17 protein-coding genes and 1 tRNA gene are annotated in these 17,636 nt (G+C 63.2%); 13 read left to right on the forward strand and 5 right to left on the reverse strand.

The features are described 5' to 3' along the window. Positions 1 to 3 precede the first annotated feature (3 nt). Both EN852_RS12820 and EN852_RS12825 read left to right on the forward strand, forming a co-directional pair. Positions 4 to 1,371, forward strand: coding sequence for a pyruvate dehydrogenase complex dihydrolipoamide acetyltransferase (locus EN852_RS12820; RefSeq protein WP_127873790.1), 1,368 nt, complete (start codon positions 4 to 6; stop codon positions 1,369 to 1,371). Between the two features lie 135 nt (positions 1,372 to 1,506). After that, positions 1,507 to 2,625, forward strand: coding sequence for a DUF930 domain-containing protein (locus tag EN852_RS12825; protein WP_127873789.1), 1,119 nt, complete (start codon positions 1,507 to 1,509; stop codon positions 2,623 to 2,625). 1 nt (position 2,626) lies between these two features. Here the strand turns inward: EN852_RS12825 and EN852_RS12830 are convergent, their stop codons facing one another. Continuing rightward, on the reverse strand, positions 2,627 to 3,301 hold the full coding sequence (locus tag EN852_RS12830; RefSeq protein WP_127873788.1) for an HAD family phosphatase: 675 nt from the start codon (positions 3,299 to 3,301) through the stop codon (positions 2,627 to 2,629). Positions 3,302 to 3,392: 91 nt separating this feature from the next. Beyond that, the gene (locus EN852_RS12835; protein WP_127873787.1) at positions 3,393 to 4,034 is read right to left on the reverse strand and encodes a hypothetical protein; all 642 of its coding nucleotides are present in this window, start codon (positions 4,032 to 4,034) and stop codon (positions 3,393 to 3,395) included. A gap of 189 nt (positions 4,035 to 4,223) precedes the next feature. On the opposite strand from EN852_RS12835, the gene EN852_RS12840 reads away from it, so the two are divergent. From EN852_RS12840 to ptsP, 5 genes are read left to right on the forward strand one after another with little or no spacing between them, the layout of a single operon-like run. Next, complete coding sequence (locus tag EN852_RS12840; RefSeq protein ID WP_095818409.1) at positions 4,224 to 4,661, forward strand: transcriptional regulator GutM; 438 nt, start codon at positions 4,224 to 4,226, stop codon at positions 4,659 to 4,661. 52 nt (positions 4,662 to 4,713) lie between these two features. Then, positions 4,714 to 5,481, forward strand: a complete 768-nt coding sequence (locus EN852_RS12845; RefSeq protein ID WP_042643976.1) for a PTS glucitol/sorbitol transporter subunit IIC — start codon at positions 4,714 to 4,716, stop codon at positions 5,479 to 5,481. A gap of 15 nt (positions 5,482 to 5,496) precedes the next feature. Continuing rightward, a complete protein-coding gene (locus EN852_RS12850; RefSeq protein ID WP_127873786.1) occupies positions 5,497 to 6,501 on the forward strand; it encodes a PTS glucitol/sorbitol transporter subunit IIB in 1,005 nt (334 codons plus the stop codon). Positions 6,502 to 6,528: 27 nt separating this feature from the next. Next, positions 6,529 to 6,909, forward strand: a complete 381-nt coding sequence (locus tag EN852_RS12855; protein ID WP_127867860.1) for a PTS glucitol/sorbitol transporter subunit IIA — start codon at positions 6,529 to 6,531, stop codon at positions 6,907 to 6,909. 48 nt (positions 6,910 to 6,957) lie between these two features. Then, positions 6,958 to 8,937 (forward strand): phosphoenolpyruvate--protein phosphotransferase, encoded by a 1,980-nt coding sequence (gene ptsP, locus EN852_RS12860; protein ID WP_127873785.1) that lies wholly within the window; start codon positions 6,958 to 6,960, stop codon positions 8,935 to 8,937. Positions 8,938 to 8,953: 16 nt separating this feature from the next. Here the strand turns inward: ptsP and EN852_RS12865 are convergent, their stop codons facing one another. Next, positions 8,954 to 9,739 carry a hypothetical protein gene (locus EN852_RS12865; RefSeq protein WP_127867862.1) on the reverse strand — a complete coding sequence of 262 codons (786 nt, stop codon included), beginning with the start codon at positions 9,737 to 9,739 and terminating at the stop codon, positions 8,954 to 8,956. A gap of 141 nt (positions 9,740 to 9,880) precedes the next feature. Here EN852_RS12865 and EN852_RS12870 point away from each other — a divergent pair, with 141 nt between their 5' ends. Beyond that, positions 9,881 to 10,894 carry a sugar-binding transcriptional regulator gene (locus tag EN852_RS12870; RefSeq protein WP_127873784.1) on the forward strand — a complete coding sequence of 338 codons (1,014 nt, stop codon included), beginning with the start codon at positions 9,881 to 9,883 and terminating at the stop codon, positions 10,892 to 10,894. A 1-nt stretch (position 10,895) separates the two neighbouring features. Here the strand turns inward: EN852_RS12870 and EN852_RS12875 are convergent, their stop codons facing one another. Together EN852_RS12875 and EN852_RS12880 are read right to left on the reverse strand one after the other, a co-directional pair. Then, the gene (locus EN852_RS12875; RefSeq protein ID WP_189545876.1) at positions 10,896 to 11,966 is read right to left on the reverse strand and encodes an acyltransferase; all 1,071 of its coding nucleotides are present in this window, start codon (positions 11,964 to 11,966) and stop codon (positions 10,896 to 10,898) included. Between the two features lie 187 nt (positions 11,967 to 12,153). Then, positions 12,154 to 12,230 (reverse strand) — tRNA-Pro (locus EN852_RS12880). Positions 12,231 to 12,330: 100 nt separating this feature from the next. Here EN852_RS12880 and EN852_RS12885 point away from each other — a divergent pair. The 5 genes from EN852_RS12885 to EN852_RS12905 all read left to right on the forward strand — a co-directional run bounded on the left by EN852_RS12885 (position 12,331) and on the right by EN852_RS12905 (position 17,474). Continuing rightward, entirely contained in the window at positions 12,331 to 13,593 is a 1,263-nt protein-coding gene (locus EN852_RS12885; RefSeq protein WP_210238237.1) for a YcaO-like family protein, read from the forward strand. After that, positions 13,590 to 14,912 carry a TfuA-like protein gene (locus tag EN852_RS12890; protein ID WP_127873782.1) on the forward strand — a complete coding sequence of 441 codons (1,323 nt, stop codon included), beginning with the start codon at positions 13,590 to 13,592 and terminating at the stop codon, positions 14,910 to 14,912. Before EN852_RS12885 ends, EN852_RS12890 begins: the two co-directional genes overlap by 4 nt. 80 nt (positions 14,913 to 14,992) lie before the next feature. Further along, positions 14,993 to 16,363, forward strand: a complete 1,371-nt coding sequence (locus tag EN852_RS12895; RefSeq protein ID WP_189545878.1) for a hypothetical protein — start codon at positions 14,993 to 14,995, stop codon at positions 16,361 to 16,363. Between the two features lie 22 nt (positions 16,364 to 16,385). Beyond that, positions 16,386 to 16,568, forward strand: a complete 183-nt coding sequence (locus EN852_RS12900) for a hypothetical protein (protein WP_127867866.1) — start codon at positions 16,386 to 16,388, stop codon at positions 16,566 to 16,568. 60 nt (positions 16,569 to 16,628) lie between these two features. Then, positions 16,629 to 17,474, forward strand: a complete 846-nt coding sequence (locus tag EN852_RS12905; protein ID WP_127873781.1) for a hypothetical protein — start codon at positions 16,629 to 16,631, stop codon at positions 17,472 to 17,474. The last annotated feature ends 162 nt before the right edge of the window (positions 17,475 to 17,636 follow it).

Below are 17,636 nucleotides of genomic sequence, written 5' to 3' on the forward strand. Positions count from 1 at the left end.
GCGATGCCGACAGAGGTCATTCTTCCCAAGGTCGACATGGACATGGCGACCGGCCAGATCTCGCGCTGGTTCGCCGAGGAGGGCGCCAAGGTCAAGAAGGGCGACGTGCTCTTCGAGATCGAGACCGACAAGGCGGCGATGGAGATCGACGCGCCGGCCAGCGGCACGCTGCGCAACGTCACCGGCAAGGAGCGCGTCGACATTCCCGTCGGCGAGCCGGTGGCGTGGATCTATGCCGACGACGAGGTTTATGAGGCCAAGCTGGGTGAGGCGCCAATCTCCCCCCTTGTGGGGGAGATGTCGGCGCAGCCGACAGAAGGGGGCGCTGTCCCGCCAGCGTTTCGTTCCTTCGCGCCCCCCTCTGCCCTACCGGGCATCTCCCCCACAAGGGGGGAGATCAGCCAATCGCAGGGGCCTGCCCGAGCCACGCCTTTGGCCAGACGCTTGGCCCGTGAGGCAAATCTGGACCTCTCGGCTATAGCCGGCAGCGGTCCGCGCGGCCGTGTCGTGCGCGCCGACGTTGAGGCTGCGGTCGCAGCGAAAGGCGCGGCCGCCTCTGCCCAACCGGCTGCCAAGATTCCGGTCGAAGCCCCGTCCGCTCCTTCGCCCGCGCCGAAGCCGATGTCGGACGACCAGGTGCTGAAACTGTTCGCCGAAGGCTCCTACGAGCTTGTGCCGCATGACAATATGCGCAAGACCATCGCGCGCCGCCTGGTCGAGGCGAAATCCACCATCCCGCATTTCTATCTGACGCTGGACTGCGAGCTCGACGCGCTGCTGGCGCTGCGCACGCAGCTCAATGCCGCGGCACCGATGAGGAAGACCGAGAAGGGCGAGGTTCCCGCCTACAAGCTCTCGGTCAACGACATGGTGATCAAGGCGATGGCCATGGCGCTGATGGCGGTGCCGGATGCCAACGCCTCCTGGACCGAGAATGCCATGGTCAAGCACAAGCATGCCGATGTCGGCGTCGCGGTGTCGATCCCCGGCGGTCTGATCACGCCGATCATCCGGCATGCGGATGAAAAGACGCTGTCGGTGATCTCCAACGAGATGAAGGACCTGGCCAGCCGTGCCCGCAGCCGCAAGCTGAAGCCGGAAGAATATCAGGGCGGCACGACGGCGGTGTCGAATCTCGGCATGTTCGGCATCAAGGACTTCGCCGCCGTCATCAACCCGCCGCATGCCACGATCCTGGCGGTCGGCGCCGGCGAGGAGCGGGCGGTGGTGAAGAAGGGCGATATCAAGATAGCCACCGTGATGTCGGTGACCTTGTCCACCGATCATCGCGCGGTCGACGGCGCGCTCGGCGCGGAATTGCTGGGCGCATTCAAGCGCATCATCGAGAACCCGATGGGCATGCTGGTGTAAGCCATCCCCGCAGGCCCTTGATCCGGCTTGCTCTTACGCCACGGGCCCTACGATCACCGACTTGTCAGGCCGGCAGCTCGCAGGAATCCCGCCCGGCGCTTGAAGCCGCCGCTATTTCGTTCCACATCGGGCGCAATGAACGGCAAGATGCGGGAATGGTTTCGGAGTTGGCGATGGGCCTTGGCCGCATCGCTGTTCCTGCACGCCCTGATCGCGGCGTTCCTGTTCTTTGGCCTGCCGAGGCCCGAGCAACAGCCGGACCAACAGGAACAGCCGGTCAACGTCGCGATCGTGCCGCCGCCTGATCAGCCCAAGCCGAAGCCCGCTCCAAAGCCGCCGGAGCCGGCGCCTGAAAAGAAGGCTGAAAAGCCGACCGAGCAGCCGGTGCAAAAGCCGCCGCCTCCGCAGCCGCCGAAACCGCAGGACATCCCGGTACTGAAGCCCGTCTTTCAGTATGGCCAGAAGGATACCGGCCCGGAGAAATCTCTCAACGGGGGCAGCGCGCCGGCCAACGCACCGTCGCCGGCTCAGGATCAACCCGAGAAGCCGCCTGTCGAATCGCCGCTCGCGCCCAGCCAGCCCGCTTCGCCCGCAACGCCAGAGCAGCAGGCGGACACCAATAAGGCTCGAGAGGAACCGGCAACCGCCGCGCCGGAGGAAAAACCCGCGCAAAGCGAGGAGAAGCACGCGACCGAGGACACTGACAAACAGCAGCAGGACAAGCAGGAGGCAGCTCCGGAAACCGCCGAAAAGCCTGCCCCGGCTGAAAAGGCAAAGCCTAAGCCCTCCAAGACGATGAAGTTCAAATCGGCAAGAGCGTTGAGAGCGCCAAGCGCGAACCCGGGAAGATCAAACCCCGCCGACGGCGAGGTCGCGGGATCGCCGATCTATTCCGGCCTGCCGGGCGTCCGAAAGCTTTACTCGCCGGGTGCAACCGGCAACGCGCTGGCCACAAGCTCAATGGAGAACGTGCCGCGCGATCAGCGCATAGCCAATCTGTGCGCCAATGTCCTGAACCAGGAATTGCAAAGCGCCGATTATTCGCCGAAGTGGCTGCCGACCATTCCCTTGAAGCAGGGCAATGTTCTCAACCCACCGCAGGCCGCCTTCAGCACAACAACCCAATGGTACGATCTGAGCTTCCGCTGTGAGGTCGACGCCGATGCGACGAGGGTCCTGTCCTTCAACTTCCGCGTGGGGGGATTGGTCCCGCCCGGTGACTGGACCCGGCGTCGCTTCCCCAGCCTTCGGTAGATCAGGCCGGCACGCCGAGCTCGGCCAACTGCCGGCCAACCTCGTGCCAATCGGCGCACACAAAATCGGCGCCGGCGGCCTTCAGCCGCGTGCCGTGCTCGGGATAGGTGTGACCGCCGCCGGTATAGCCGATAGCGATCATGCCGGCCGCGACCGCGCCCTGGACGCCGAAGGGCGAATCCTCGACCACGATGCAGTCGGACGGCTTCGCGCCCATCTTCTCGGCGGCATGGAGGAAGATGTCGGGCGCCGGCTTGCCGTTCCTCACCATCGAGGAGGAGAAGATCGCCTCTTCGAAGAAGCGCGACAGTCCGGTTACCGACAGGCTGTGGTTGATGCGTTCGACCGAGGACGACGAGGCGACGCAGCGGTCGCCGGCAAGCGCGTTGAGGAACGGCACGATCCCCGGCGTGGATTTAAGCTCCTCGGAGAACAAAAGCTTGGTCTCGGCCCAGATGTCGCCTTCGGCGGCGGGCGGGAACTGATGGCCGGTCAGTGTCTTGATCTTGGCGATGATGTCGGACTGCTTCATGCCGATGCACTGCGCGATGATGCCGCCATGCACGCCGGGCATGCCGTGCTTTTCGTAAACGCGCTCATAGGCCTTGGCGGCCAGCGGCTCGCTGTCGACGAGAACGCCGTCGCAGTCGAAGATCATCAGTCTGGATCGCGCCACGCGCCTCTCCCGGCTTCGATAACAATGCTGCACATCGCTATCGGTAAAAAGTCAGATGTTCAATAGTAAGGCGGCTACGTCCCCAAACACCTCAAAGTTGGCGCAGCGCCTCGCTGACCGGCGAGGATCCGAGCGCGCGCTGCATGGCCTGGCGCGACTGGGCGCGGTCCGGCGTGATCCAGTTGGGCTCGGCGCCGAGGAAGCGGTCGAGGAAGGCCACGGCATAGGCGGGCATTTCCGTCGCGTTCTCGCGGTAGGACCACCAGGTGCGCAGGTCGTCGGCGCATTTGTCGATGCTGGGCGCCGTGCCGAACTCCTGCTCGTGCACCGCCAGGATCGCCGACACGCAGTAGTTTGTGTAGAGGAAACCTTCCGGCCAGAAGCGCACGATCTCCGCCGTGCCGGCATTGGCCTCCGTCTCGATCATTTCGGTGAGGCCTGAAATCTCCCGCGCCGGCGCCTGCCGGATCAGCTCGCGCAGCACCAGCCCGGCGGCGAAGACGATGAAGTCCGCGCGGTCCACGTCAGCGAATCGCTTCTGCGCTTCCATGACCTCGATCCAGTCGAGAAAGGCGCGCGTCAGCTTCGCCTCGTCGATCTCGAAGCGCACACCGAAGGTTTCCGAGACGACTTTCGCGCTGCTGCGGAACGTGGCGCGGAACCAGCGCAGCTGCCGCAGCCGGTGGCGAAGGTCCGGCATAAGCGCGAGTTCATGCCTGAAAGGCAGATCCATGTCTCATATCCCGTTTGACGACAGGCTAGCACAGGCGCCGCCGATGCTGAAATCGGCCAGCCGCCTGTGGAGCGTTATGGCCGCTAATATAATACATGTTGACATTCGAGGAAACAAATGTTCTCACTTTCGGGTCATCTCTCCTCCGTTCAATATGTGCCGGAGGAAGAGACTCGGGAGGAGACCGAAATGGCGATCTGGCAGTGGGCGCTGCTTCTGCTTTTTGTCGTCTGGGCGCTGCAATCGCTCGGCGTCTGGCTGCAGATGCGGCACTATTCGGACGTCTTCAAAGGCGTCACCAGCCAATACAAGGACGGCTTCGTCGGCGCCGGCAATTTCCGCGGCCGGCTGGCCAAGGGCACCATCGCGCTGATCGTCGTGACGCCGGACCTCATCGTGCGCCGCATGATGGTCATGAGCGGCCGTTCGGTGCTGACCAAGTTCAAGCGACATGAAGAATTCGAGGGCATCCCCCTCGATCGACTCCGGTCCAACCCTGCGATCATGGGGGAGGGGGAACCCGGTGTGGCCGAGGCCGTGAAACGGGCGATCGAGCAGATCGACCGCGCGCGGTCGGAGCCGGGGAAGAAGCCGGGCCTGGCCGGCTTGAACGTAGCAAGGGCTTAAACGACGCCGGCAGCCGGCTGGGAATGACCGGCAGGGGTCATAAGGAGGAGAAATGTCTGTAATTTCGTTATTGGCGCAGCATGCCGACCTGGCGGTGCATAACCTGCATGTCGCAGGCACCATGGTCTCGGATGCTGCCTGGCACGGCAAGCTCGGCGTCGAGCATGCCACCGATCATCTCGTGGTCCTGGCGCAGGCGACGACCGACAACGCGCCGGTCACCGCCGATCAGCTGAAGGAGCAGCTGAAGAACGTGCAGCAGGAAGAGCAGCTCGGCTGGCTGACCGCGATCGGCAAGTATTTCATCGGCATCTTTCAGAAGGGCGGCGAGGTGTTCGCCGGCTTCGTCACCGGCATCATCCCGACCCTGGTCGTGCTGATGACGGCCTTCTACGCCGTCACCGAGCTGGTCGGCGAGGAGCGCGTCCACGGCCTGGCGCGCGGCGCCGGCCGCATCGCGCTGACCCGCTACACCGTGCTGCCGGTGCTGTCGGTGTTCTTCCTCACCAACCCGATGGCCTACACCTTCGGCTCCTTCCTGGAGGAAAAGCACAAGCCCGCCTTCTATGACGCTGCGGTGTCCTACGTGCATCCGCCGCTCGGCCTCTTCCCGCACATCAACCCCGGCGAATATTTCGTCTGGGGTGGCATGCTGGTCGCGCTGCTCGACCTCGAGAAGCGGGGCGTCATCGCCAATGGCTATCACGTCAAGGTGGCCATCTGGTACGCCATCGTCGGCCTTGTCGTCATCCTGCTCAAAGGCATCCTGACCGAGCGCATCACGGCCATCATGGCGCGCCGCCAGGGCGTCGAGCTCTAAGGGCGGGAGGGCACCATGGATAAGACATACAAGGCAGTAAAGATCTCGAGAGGCTCCACTGGTTGGGGTGGCCCGCTGGTCATCGAACCGACCATTCAACGCAACAAGGTCGTGTCGGTCACCGGCGGCGGCATTCATCCGGTGGCGCAGCTCATCGCCGACATGACCGGCGCCGAGGCGGTCGACGGCTTCAAGGCGCCGCCGATCGAAAGCGAGATGGCGGTCGTCGTCGTCGACTGCGGCGGCACGGCGCGCTGCGGCGTCTACCCGCGCAAGCGTATCCCGACCGTCAACCTGACGCCGGTCGGCCAGGCGGGTCCGCTCGCTCAGTTCATCACGGAAGACATCTACGTTTCGGGCGTGAAGCCGGCCAACGTCGCAATGGCGGACGGATCCGAAGCGGTCACCACTGCGGGGGGAGCAACAACCATGAATTCAAGCAGCAACACTACGACCAGGGCGGCTGAGCCGCTGCCGAGCGAAGGCGGGCTTATCGGCCTGATCAGCTCGATCGGCCGCGTCATGGGCCGCGTGGTCGGTATCTTCTTCAATTCCGGCCGCCGCACCATCGACCAGGTCGTCCGCAATGTGCTGCCCTTCATGGCCTTCGTGACCATGCTGATCGGCCTGATCCTCTATACCGGCATCGGTGACGTGCTGGCGCAGCCGATGGGTCCGCTGGCCAACAACATCGTCGGCCTGCTGGTCATCTCGGCCATCTGCGGCCTGCCGTTCCTGTCGCCCATCCTGGGACCGGGCGCGGTCATCGCGCAGGTCATCGGCGTCGCCATCATCGGCCCGCAGATCGCCAACGGCACCATCTCGCCCGCAATGGCGCTGCCGGCGCTGTTTGCCTACAACACCCAGGTGGGCTGCGATTTCGTTCCCGTCGGTCTGGCGCTCGGTGAGGCCAAGCCGAAGACGATCGAGATTGGCGTGCCGGCGGTGCTTATCAGCCGCCAGATCATGGGCCCGGTCTCCGTGCTGATCGCATGGGTCGTGTCCCTGATCGTGTTCTAAAACATTCATAAAAACGAGGTTCGCCATATGTCGGTTCTTCTCAAGACACGGGTCACAGCAATAGGACCCGAAGTGGCGGACCTCGCCGAGGGCGGCGTGGTCATCCTGTTCGCGGATGGCTCGCCTCCCGAACTGGCCGAGGTCTCCGTGCTGCACAAGACGGAGGAAGGCCCGAGCGATAACGGGCCAGCGAAAGGCGCGTCGATCACGCTCGGACCGGTTTCGGCTGTTATAACGGCGGTCGGCGACACGGCCTGGAGCAAGGTCCGCGAGATGGGCCATGTCGTGATCTCCTTCAACGGAGCGACCGAGGCCGAAAGGCCGGGCGAAGTCTGCGCATCCGAGGTCGATACCGGAGCGCTCGTGGCGGCCCTTACACCGGGCGCTGTCATCACCATCGCCGCCTGATAATATCCGCGCTGTCTGTCGATAAGCGCCCAAACCTAGAGTATTGCCATGGAACGCTCGACCATCGTCAGAGTGCACGAAGGTTTGCACGCCCGTCCCGCCACGCGGTTCGTGAAGCTCGCCAAGGGTTTTGAATCCGAGGTCGAGTTGGTCAAGGACGGCAAGGCGGTCAGCGCCAAGAGCTCGGTCAAGCTGATGCTGCTGGCGGTCAAGGAAAACCAGGAAGTCACCGTGCGCGCCAACGGCGCCGACGCCATCGAGGCGGTCGAAGCGCTGATCGGCTATCTGGAAAACCCGCGCGCCGGTCTCGATGACGAGAGCGAGGCGGGCGGGGGTGGTTCGGAAGCGGCCGCGCCCGCTCCGGAGGTCTCCCTGCCTGTTGCCGCACCGGCGGATGGAACGCCGAAACTCCAGGGCGTAGCCGCCAGCGAGGGCGTGGCCATCGGGCCGGCTTTCGCGCATTTTCCCGCCGAGATCGAAGGACCGGGCCGGCGCCTGCAAGCCGATGAGATCTACGGCGAGGTCGAACGGTTCCGTGCGGCCGTAGCGCAGGTCCAGGCGCGCATGGATCGAACCCTTGCCGAGGATAATCTCTCCGCCGGCGACCGTGGCATCGTCGCGGCCCTGCGCGACATTGCCGCCGACGACAGCCTGAGCGGCGAAGTCGAAAGGCTCATCAGCGAGGGCGATGACGCGGTGTCCGCCGTTATCGGCGCGGCCTCTACAATCGCCGCCGATTTCAGCGCCGTCGACGACCATTACCTCAACGCCCGGGCCGACGACGTCCATGCCGTCGGACGGCAGATCTGCCTGGTGCTGCTCGGCCAGGACGAGGTCAGCCTGGAGACCATACCGCAGGGCGCGATCCTGATTGCCGACGACATCGGCGCCTGGGATCTGGCGCGCGCGCCGCTGAAGCGCATCGGCGGCGTGGTCTGCGGCCATGGCGGCGCCACCTCGCACATCGCCATCATCGCGCGCTCGCACGGCATCCCGGCGGTGCTGGGTCTCGGTGATAAGGTCAACCAGTTGCGCACCGCAAAGGAAGTGGCGCTCGACGGCAATGCCGGGCATGTGATCGTCGATCCGGATGAGACGACGCGCTCCGATTTCACCCGGCGCGTTGAAGCCGCAACGCAGGAGCGCGCGGGCCTCAAGATATTCAAGGGAGTAACTCCTACACGCGCCGACGGCACGGTGATCGAGGTCGCCGCCAATATCGGCTCGCTGGAGGAGATCGAGGCCGCGCAGGAAGCCGGCGCCATGGGCGTCGGCCTGTTCCGCACTGAGCTGCTCTTCATGCGCCACATGCACCTGCCGTCGGAAGACATGCAGGCCGAGACCTACAGCGCCCTGGCCAAGGCATTTGCGCCGCATCCGGTGATCGTGCGCACGCTCGACATCGGCGGCGACAAGCCGATCGCCGGCATCGAATTTCCGGACGAGGAAAACCCCTTCCTCGGCTGGCGCGGCATCCGCATGTGTCTCGACCGTCCCGACATCTTCAAGAAGCAGCTGCGGGCGCTGCTCAGGGCCGCTGTCCATGGCAATATCAAGGTGATGCTGCCGATGGTCTCGGAAATCGCCGAGGTGACGCACACGCGCGCACTGGTCGATGAATGCGCCGCCGAGTTGAAGGCCGAGGGCGTGGAGCATGCTAGCTTCGACCTCGGCGTGATGATCGAGACGCCGGCCGCCGTGCTGATCGCGCCGGCGCTGGCGAAGGAAGTGGCGTTCTTCTCGATCGGCACCAATGATCTCACCCAGTACATCATGGCCGCCGACCGCCTCAACCCGACGGTCGCCAAGCTCAATGACGTCACCAATCCGGCGGTGATGTCGGCGATCGAGCTGACGGCCAAGGCAGGTGTCGCCGCCGGCATCATGGTCGGCATGTGCGGCGAGGCCGCCGGCCGACCGGATCTGATCCCGGCCTTCATCGGGATGGGCCTGACCGAGCTCAGCATGAGCCCGGCCTCGATCCAGCGCGCCAAGAAGACCATCGCGGCCATGGCGGCCGAACGATAGCGGATCCTTGCGGCGGTTACGTCAGATGCGCGAGCAGTGTGGCGAGAACCGGTGTCAACTCCTGGACGGCATTGGCCTGGGCGCAGGCCTGCCGGATGCGATCCTCCCGCACTTCGGCCGCCAGCACGGCGATCTCGAGAATATCGGGCTCCGGCGCGCCGCCGTCCGCCTTGGTCGCCAGTCCGCAAGCAAGCACCACCGGCGCAAGGCATTTGATGTCGAGAGACCGGTCGCCGGCGATTGCCGGGCCTGTCCCGATCTCGCCAGGCTGAACCGGACGGTGGTTGAGGCATTCGACGAGGAGAGCCGCGCAGGCCGCCGCGACCTGGTCCGTGGAGGCCGCGTCCGCCGTCGCCCCAGCCAGAAGATCGGCATGGCGCTTGCGCATCGCGGCGTGCACGGCGGAAAAGCTTGCCTCGTGTACGCGGGGATTGTCGACGCCGTAACCGGCCAAAACCGCGCGGGTCAGATAATACATGTCGCGCCTGAATTGACGTTCGCCGCCGATCTGCCGGTCTTCATCGCCATCCGGGAAATAGGAGCGCAGGCTTTTCACGGTCGTTCCGTCGACCTTGAGCGGCCGGGAATGCGGAACGAAGGATTCGGCGATCGTCAGCGCGTCGTCGACAGCGCTCGCGGCGTGGCCGAGCAGGCTGCGGCCCGGAAAGGGAGGCAAATTGCCGGCTATATCGTGAGAGGTCTCGCCGGTGCTGTCGTGGCGGCTTTGGCGAATGGCGTCGCGCAGTTCCCGAAGCCGGTCCTTCAGGTTGGCGCGCACATCTTCGGAAATTTGTCGCAGCATCGCCAATTGCCTCGAAATGCTGAAGCCGGTCAGGGCTCTGGGGCGCCAGTCGCCCTCTCTAGATTGTTCGTCTCGCTTGGTAGATCAATAGACGATATTTAACCAGCACGCAGAATCGGCGACGGCATCGCGGAGGGGAACTTGGGCAGGCGACGGCAGGGCGAAGCTGAAAACGGCAAGGCGACAGCGGAGGCGGCCGAGCAGGTCGTCAATGAAAGCCGGACCGACCGGCTCAGGATCCGCGCCGCCTGGATGTATTTCGTCGAGCAGATGACACAGAACGAGATCGCCGACGTGCTCGGCGTCGGCCGGGTCACCATCGTGCGCATGCTGGCGGAGGCGCGGGCGCGCAACGAGGTGAAGATCACCATCGAGAGCGAACTCCTGGAGATCGTGCGCCTGGAACGCGCGCTGGAAAAGACGTTCGGTTTGCAGCAGGCGCTGGTGGCGCCGCTCTCCGACCCCAACGCCGATCCGATCCCGGCGATTGCCGCCAAGACCGGCATGTTCCTGTCGGACGCGATGAAATCCGGCATGCGGGTCGGTGTCGGCTGGGGCGTCACGCTGTTCCACACCTTGCCGTTCATCAGCGCCAAGTCGCTGACCGACTTCAGTGTGATCTCACTGCTTGGCGGCATCGGCGTCGCGCGCCGGGTCAACCCCGCCGAGTTCGCTTGGCGCTTCGCCCAGATTTTTCAGGGTGACGGCTATCTGATGCCGACGCCGGCCGTCGTCGACAGCGTCGAGACCAAGATCGCGCTGGTCGAGCGCTGCGGCCTGCAGGAGATTTTTGCAATGGCCGACGCGCTCGATGCGGTCCTGCTGAGCGTCGGCGGCATCGCTTCGGCCACAACCTTCTCGCGCGGCGGCTTTCTCAAGGAAGCGGACCGGGAAGCCCTGCTGGCGCGTGGCGCCGTCGGCGATCTTCTGTTTCATTTCTACGACCGCAGGGGCGACCTGGTCGACCATCCCGTCAACAGCCATGTGATGTCGGTGGATGTCGACCGACTGCGCAAGGCCCCGATCCGAATCCTCACCTCCGGCGGCGCGGAGAAGACCGAGGCGCTGCTCGGCGCCATGAACCTGATCGCGCCGACCGTGCTCATCACCGACGAGGAAAGCGCGCGCCGCATGCTGGCGGCGCATGGGGCGTGAATCAAGCGATGAATGGGCTCGCGCGTTTTGGAATTGAGCCTCGGAGGAACCTGCGGGCCGGCTCCTCCAGCAGGATGAAGACGGCGACCGAAATAATGACAAGCAAGGGCTGATACAAAAGTCGTCCGATCCAGTCCCATTCCCCCGTGAATATCACGGGCATCCACTTTCGAACCGGAATTTGCAGGATGTAGAGGGCATAGCTTGCATTGCCCAGCAGCACGAGAGGTTTGTGCGACAGCGCGCGTCGGACCATGCCCTGATTCACGGCGCATGTCACAATCAGGGCAACGAAGCCGATTCCCGCGAAAGACGCTATGGTCGCCGTGCTGGTTGCGACAAGCGCGACAACCGTGAACGCACCGGCCAGGATGGCGGCCGAGTCGCCGCGAAAGCGATCGAGCGCGCCAGCCCGAAAAAGCAGGGCGCAGATGATGCCGGTGATGAATTCGGGCAGCCTCAAAAGCGGGAGAGGCATTGGCGCCATCCAGCCGAAAGCCAGGTAACCTGTCGGCCCGAGACCCGGAAGGCACATAACGGCAAAAATCGACACCGCTGCCGCCAGGCCGACCCACAGAGCCGCGGTCGTAAGTCTTGACAGGAGGGGAAGCAGAAGCGGGAAAATGAGGTAGAAGAAGAACTCGACCGAAAGCGTCCAGCCGGCGGGGTTCCAGAAGAATGCAAGCAATGACGCTGGTGCTCCCCAGGCCTGAATGAGGCCAAGCGTCGCCAGCGACGCAAGCGGGTAATCGAAAAGCCCTCTTGCCAGCGGCAGAGCTACCGCGAGAGCAAGGAGATAGACCGGATAAATTCTGGCGAATCTCGCTACGGCGAACCGTCGAAGGTCGTCCCAATGAGACATTTTGTCGACGTAGGAATGAGTCAGGATGAAGCCGGACAGCAGGAAGAAAAACGAGACTCCGAGATAGCCATTTTTCACAAAATTGGCGATCAGGTGTGGCGCTCCATCGACGTCGACCGAATGGTACGCAAGCACATAGACAGCTGAGAAAAACCGCAAGCTGGTCAGCTGCGTCAGGTTCGATCCGGCCGGATAATGCTTCGATTCCATACGGAACGCCGTGGCTGCAAGGATAAGGCGGTGCTCGGAACTCTCGATGCTGCCAGGAAACTCCTGTACTCCGGGCCACATTAACAAACCCGTTATGCTCGACGATGGGGGCCGTTCTTCTGCGGGAATCGGTCGACCCGGCCGCTCGCGGTCGATGAAGGTCTGGGGCCAAGTTTTAGGTTGAAAATGGTCGGAGTGGCCGGATTCGAACCGACGACCCCTTGACCCCCAGTCAAGTGCGCTACCGGGCTGCGCTACACTCCGGACCGCGCAAAGCCCTATAGTCTCAAAGGTTGGAGTGCAAGGGTCCGTTGGGCAAAATCATTGAAATTGTGGACTGACGGGCGAGACCCTGCTCTGTTGGGTGCCGGTGGAAATCGGTAAGTTCTCGCGATCTCTTGGAGATAACCCAGTGTCGTTGGCGAATGGTGCCGTACCGGGAATTCCATATCGCGCGGACAGCGCGCACAGCGCGATTGCCCGGATTCGCCCACACTGGGCACGGATGGGGATTACCAGGGTCGCCAATGTGACCGGGCTTGATCGCATAGGCATACCGGTGGTGATGGTGTGCCGTCCTAACGCCCGGTCGCTGGCTGTTTCGCAAGGCAAGGGCATCGATCTGGAATCGGCCGCGGCTTCGGGCCTTATGGAAGCGGCGGAGCTTTATCACGCGGAGCACATCGAGCGCCCGCTGAAGCTCGGCAGCATGGCTGAGCTCTCGCAATCGCACCGGTTCGCCGAGATTGGAAGGCTGGCTCGCATCAGCGGCAGGGCATTCACGAAGGACATTGTGACGCTATGGATCGAGGGCCGGGAGATGATCTCCGGCGAGACACGCTGGCTGCCTTACGAGTCGGTACGGGCCAACTTTACTGTTCCACCGCCGCCTGGAAGCGGCTTCTTTGACTGCAGCAGTAACGGGCTCGCCTCTGGAAATACCGCCGATGAAGCGGTCCATCATGGGATTTGCGAAACCATCGAACGCGACGCGACTTCCTTGTGGAACCGGATGCCATCCGCCGGCCGCCGGCGCACCGGCGTCGACCTCGGCAGCGCGCCGGACGGCCCGTGTCGCGACGTGTTGAAGAAACTGGAAGGTGCGGACTTCGACGTCGCGGCGTGGGAAACGACTTCTGACGTTGGTGTTCCGGCCTTTTTCTGCCTGATCGCGGATCGCCGGGACCGGAACAGCCATTACGGCATAGGCGCGGCGGCGCACCCGGTGCCGGAGACTGCCTTGCTAAAGGCGCTCATCGAGGCCGCTCAGGTGCGAACGACCTACGTATCGGCGGCACGGGACGATCTGACCGCCGAGGAATATAGCGAAGACTATCGCGACAAACGCCGCCGGCAGGCAGAGAGACTGCTGGCCGAACGTTCCAGCATCAGGCGACTTGCCTCCACCGAGGGCAGGGCTGCACAAGATGTTGCAGCGAATGTGACCTGGCTGGCTGAAAGGTTGCAGGCGGCAGGCGTAAGCGAGATCATCACCGTCGATCTGTCCAAGGAGGAGATCGGCCTGCCTGTGATCCGTGTTGTGATACCTGGCCTCGAAGGTCCTGACGACCATGACGCCTATATGCCGGGCGAGCGAGCTCGGCGAATGTCGGATGGCGGACAGTGAAACCGGTCGTCTTTTGCGGCCCAAGCCTGCGGGCGGATGACATCGCATCCTACGACGGATTCGAATTTCGCCCTCCCGTGCGCCAGGGGGATCTTTATGCCGCCACGCGCGATGGTCCCAGGGCAATCGGCGTCATCGACGGTTATTTCGACGGTCAGCCGGCTGTCCTGCACAAGGAGATACTTTGGGCCTTGACGCAAGGGATCGCCGTGTTCGGTGCGTCCAGCATGGGGGCGCTCCGCGCCGCGGAGTTGCACTCGTTCGGCATGCGCGGCGTCGGGCGTATTTTCGAAGCCTTTCGCGACGGCGAGCTCACCGACGACGACGAGGTCGCGCTCATTCATGGTCCGCCGGAGACCGGCTACATCCATCTGAGCGAGCCGATGGTCAACATTCGCGCGACGCTCGAGCGGGCGGTTGCGGAAGGTTTCATCGACAGACCGACAGGGTTGCGCCTTGCGGCCTCGTCCAAGGCGCGCTTCTACCCGGAAAGAACCTGGCCCGACGTGCTGGCGGACATCGGCGATCCCCGTACGGAGCAGGAGCTGGCGGCCTGGCTGCGAACGGGCAAGGTCGACAGGAAGCGCGAAGACGGGCTCGAGCTGCTGAAGGAGATCGACGCGTTTATCCGCAATGGTGCTGCGCAGGGGACTCCCGCCTTCCATTTCGAATGGACTGAGAATTGGCACAATGCATCCTGGCGAAACGAAGCCGCCCAGCCAGGCGGCAAGGCCACGGCTGAACAGGATGCCATTCTCGATGAGCTTCGGCTGAGCGGCGACTATGCGCGATTGCGTCGCGAGGCGCTGCTTCGCCTGCTAGCCCGGGGTGAGCGGGCAGCACCGGATCGCCAGGCGGTCAAGCGTGCCATGGGCGATTTTCGCTCGCGACGCGGGCTTATGCGGCAGGCGGACGTCAGCGCCTGGGCGCGCGACAACGGAACGGATCTTGCCGGCCTTGATCGCATGATCGAGGATGATGCGGCCATCGAGACGCTCGCGCGAGACCGCGATGCCGAACTGCATCGCGCCATCCTGGACAGATTGCGCGAACAGGGTCTCTACCCTGGTTATCGAGACAAGGCTCTGGCCAGACAGCGGTCGCCTTCGCTGTCGGTGCCGCGCGCCCTGCTCGCAGCCTGGTTTTTCGAGAAGCGACTCGCCCGCGAAGTTCCTCGCGACATCGACGACTATGCCATCTCCATCGGATTGCCCGGCATCGACAGCTTCTACGACCTGCTGGCTCGTGAGTATGCATTCACGGTCGGCCGCAGCTCTACCGATCACTCTGGCCTGACCAACGAAAACGGGCTAACTTGAAACCGCATTCGCCGACGATACCGCAGCCAGTTTGACGTGCATGTCTTTGTCCATTGCGAGGGGCAAGTGTGACATCTGGAGTGGAAGGCTCTGCATTCAAGAACGGGACGCGCTTCCGGCTGTTTGCTCAGGCGCCGTTCCTCAAGGCGTTTCATCGACCCGAAATCGTGCTCGTGTCGCCGCCGGCGGGGTCGGTCGGTCCCGGCCCGGGCGACGATCGCATGTATGTCGTCGACCCCATTGGCAAGGCGTTTGCCTACGGCCTTGCCGAAAATGTTCGCGGCGACCCGCTTTATTTAATGCCGCCCTGGCGCGGCGACGTCTTTCCTCCGGCGTTTCCTGATCCCGACGGCCATTTCGATCACATCGACCCGGACGATCCGACATTCGAGGCGGCGCATCTGTTTGGCTCGGTGCGTTTCACGCTGGACGTGTGGGAGAAATATTTCGGCCATCCGATCACCTGGCATTTCCAGCGCGACCTCGACCGCCTGGAATTGGTGATACAGCGCAATCTGCATGAAAACGCCTTCATGGGATACGGCTTTCTCGAGGTCGGCATCCACGAGACGCCGGATGGCCGGATCGAGCCGTTCACCCTGAACTTCGACGTCGTAGCCCATGAGGTTGGCCACTGTGTCATCTATTCCGTCATCGGCGTGCCCGATCCCGGGACGGCCAGCGCGGAATATTACGGCTTCCACGAATCCTCGGCCGACATCGCGGCCCTCGTCGCCGCCCTGCATTTCGATTCCGTCATAGATGAGTTGCTGGAGACCAGTCACGGCAATCTCTACACGTATAATCTCGTCAACCGCGTCGCCGAGCTATCCTCCAACAGCCAGATCAGGCTCGCGGCCAACCCGCTGTCGATGCTGGATTTCGTCCAGGGCTGGAGCGACGAGCATGCCCTTGCGCAGCCGCTCACTGGCGCAATGTTCGACATTTTTGTCGACCTCTTCCATGAGGAACTCGTCGCCCGGGGTCTGATCACCCAAAGCCAGGAAGACCTGTCCGACAGGCTGGAGGACAGTACCGACTATTTCCGCGTAATCCAGCCGATGTTCGACGAAGCCTATGCGGCGGCGCCTTTGGCGTTTCGCGAAGCACTGGTCGCCTCGCGCGACGAGCTCGGCATGCTTCTTGCCGAAACCTGGCGGCGCCTTGCGCCGGACGGTCTCAGCTACGCGGAAGTCGGATACACGTTGCGCGCCGTTGACAGGCTGATGACGGGCGGACGCTGGCGCACCATCATCGACGTCAACTTCAACCGCCGCGCGATCGGTTTTGTGAGCGCCGGCCCCAAAATCAAGCCGTCCGGACCCAAAAGCCACTTCGGCTTGCCGAGGGTATTCGTGCCGGCGCGTCACGGCGCTTGTTGTGCACGGCATCTGCATGTTGCGAGACGGACGGGAACGCGAGACAGACTGGCCAGGGCCGGCGTTCTTTGAGTCAGATGAGGAGGAATGTCCAATGCCTTACGTCGTGACGGAAATCATGGACGACATTGAATTGTTACAGGCCCATGTGGACAGCATTTCCAAAAAGCGAGGCAGGGTCATAGGCGTATTATGGCGTGAAAGTGATCGCACTTATGTCGTGACGCATGAGGTAGAAGCGGCTGAGAAGCAAAACAGAAGACAAAGAGCTGCATAATGCCAAGAAATCATACTGTCTAAGTTAGATACATGATCCAGGAACCGGAGGGTTGCGGCAATGGTAGAGAGCCTTCTTAGCGTGTCGGGTATAAATCTATTCGGCCATTTTGTGATCGATTTGCAGGTTGTGAACGCACTTCTCAATCCTATCGTGGCGCAGGTGGCGACTGCCAAGCACATACCGGCATTGACCGGCAACAAGGTCGTGAACGGTGTGCGTGTGGCAGAAAAGAGCAAGATTGTTGTTTGGAAACAGAAGGTTCCGGATCAGATCGGTGTGTACACGGTTGGCGGCGCGGACGGTCGGTGGACCAAGGATGACACGCCTGTCGGTGCGATAATCCAGGTGACCGGCGGGGATAGTTTCGTCGGCTATTTCATGAAACTTGAGGGCGGGTTCGAATTCATCGGGCGCCGCCCGGGCGCGGCCAACCGAGGCGGCAAGAACAGGCTCCTTGAAGACCAGCTGCAGAACGGCAGGTTTGCAAGGATTTATGGCTTCAGTTTTGAGGGAAGCTACTACGACCTTCCGAGGCCCATAATATTCCTTGTGCACGGTGATGGGGAGCTTGTCGCGGAAGATCTCGGCACGTTCAGCGCCGCCCGCTCACCCAGCCCGACCGGACTGACGGGCCTCGCTGCGGCCGACTTCGATTTCGCCGATGGCCTGCGTGTCTGGTCCTACGACAAGGCCGACTACACGGTCCGCATGGATGTCGAGACAGGCATGTTCGAGGATGTGCTGCTCGCTGCGATACTCGGCGGCGGCGGACCGGGGGGCATGGACAGTGCCGGCATGAGCGCGCGCGGGATGAGCGCAAGAGGCATGAGCGCGCGTGGCATGAGCGCAAGGGGAATGAGCGCCCGCGGCATGAGCGCCCGCGGAGGCGGCAACAGCGATTGACCCCGTATGGAATGAGTCCCTGACGGCCCCATTCGCTTCGCCATGCAGAAGATCGGCCTTGGCTGGGCAATCAACGGTGTGGTGTGTTGTCACCCGCTGATCGCGCGGGCGTTGCATTAGCATAAGCTAATTCCTTTAAATCTCAGCAATATTCCCTTGAGC

It is taken from the genome of Mesorhizobium sp. M2E.F.Ca.ET.209.01.1.1, from assembly GCF_004010375.2.
Classification (GTDB): Bacteria; Pseudomonadota; Alphaproteobacteria; order Rhizobiales; family Rhizobiaceae; genus Mesorhizobium.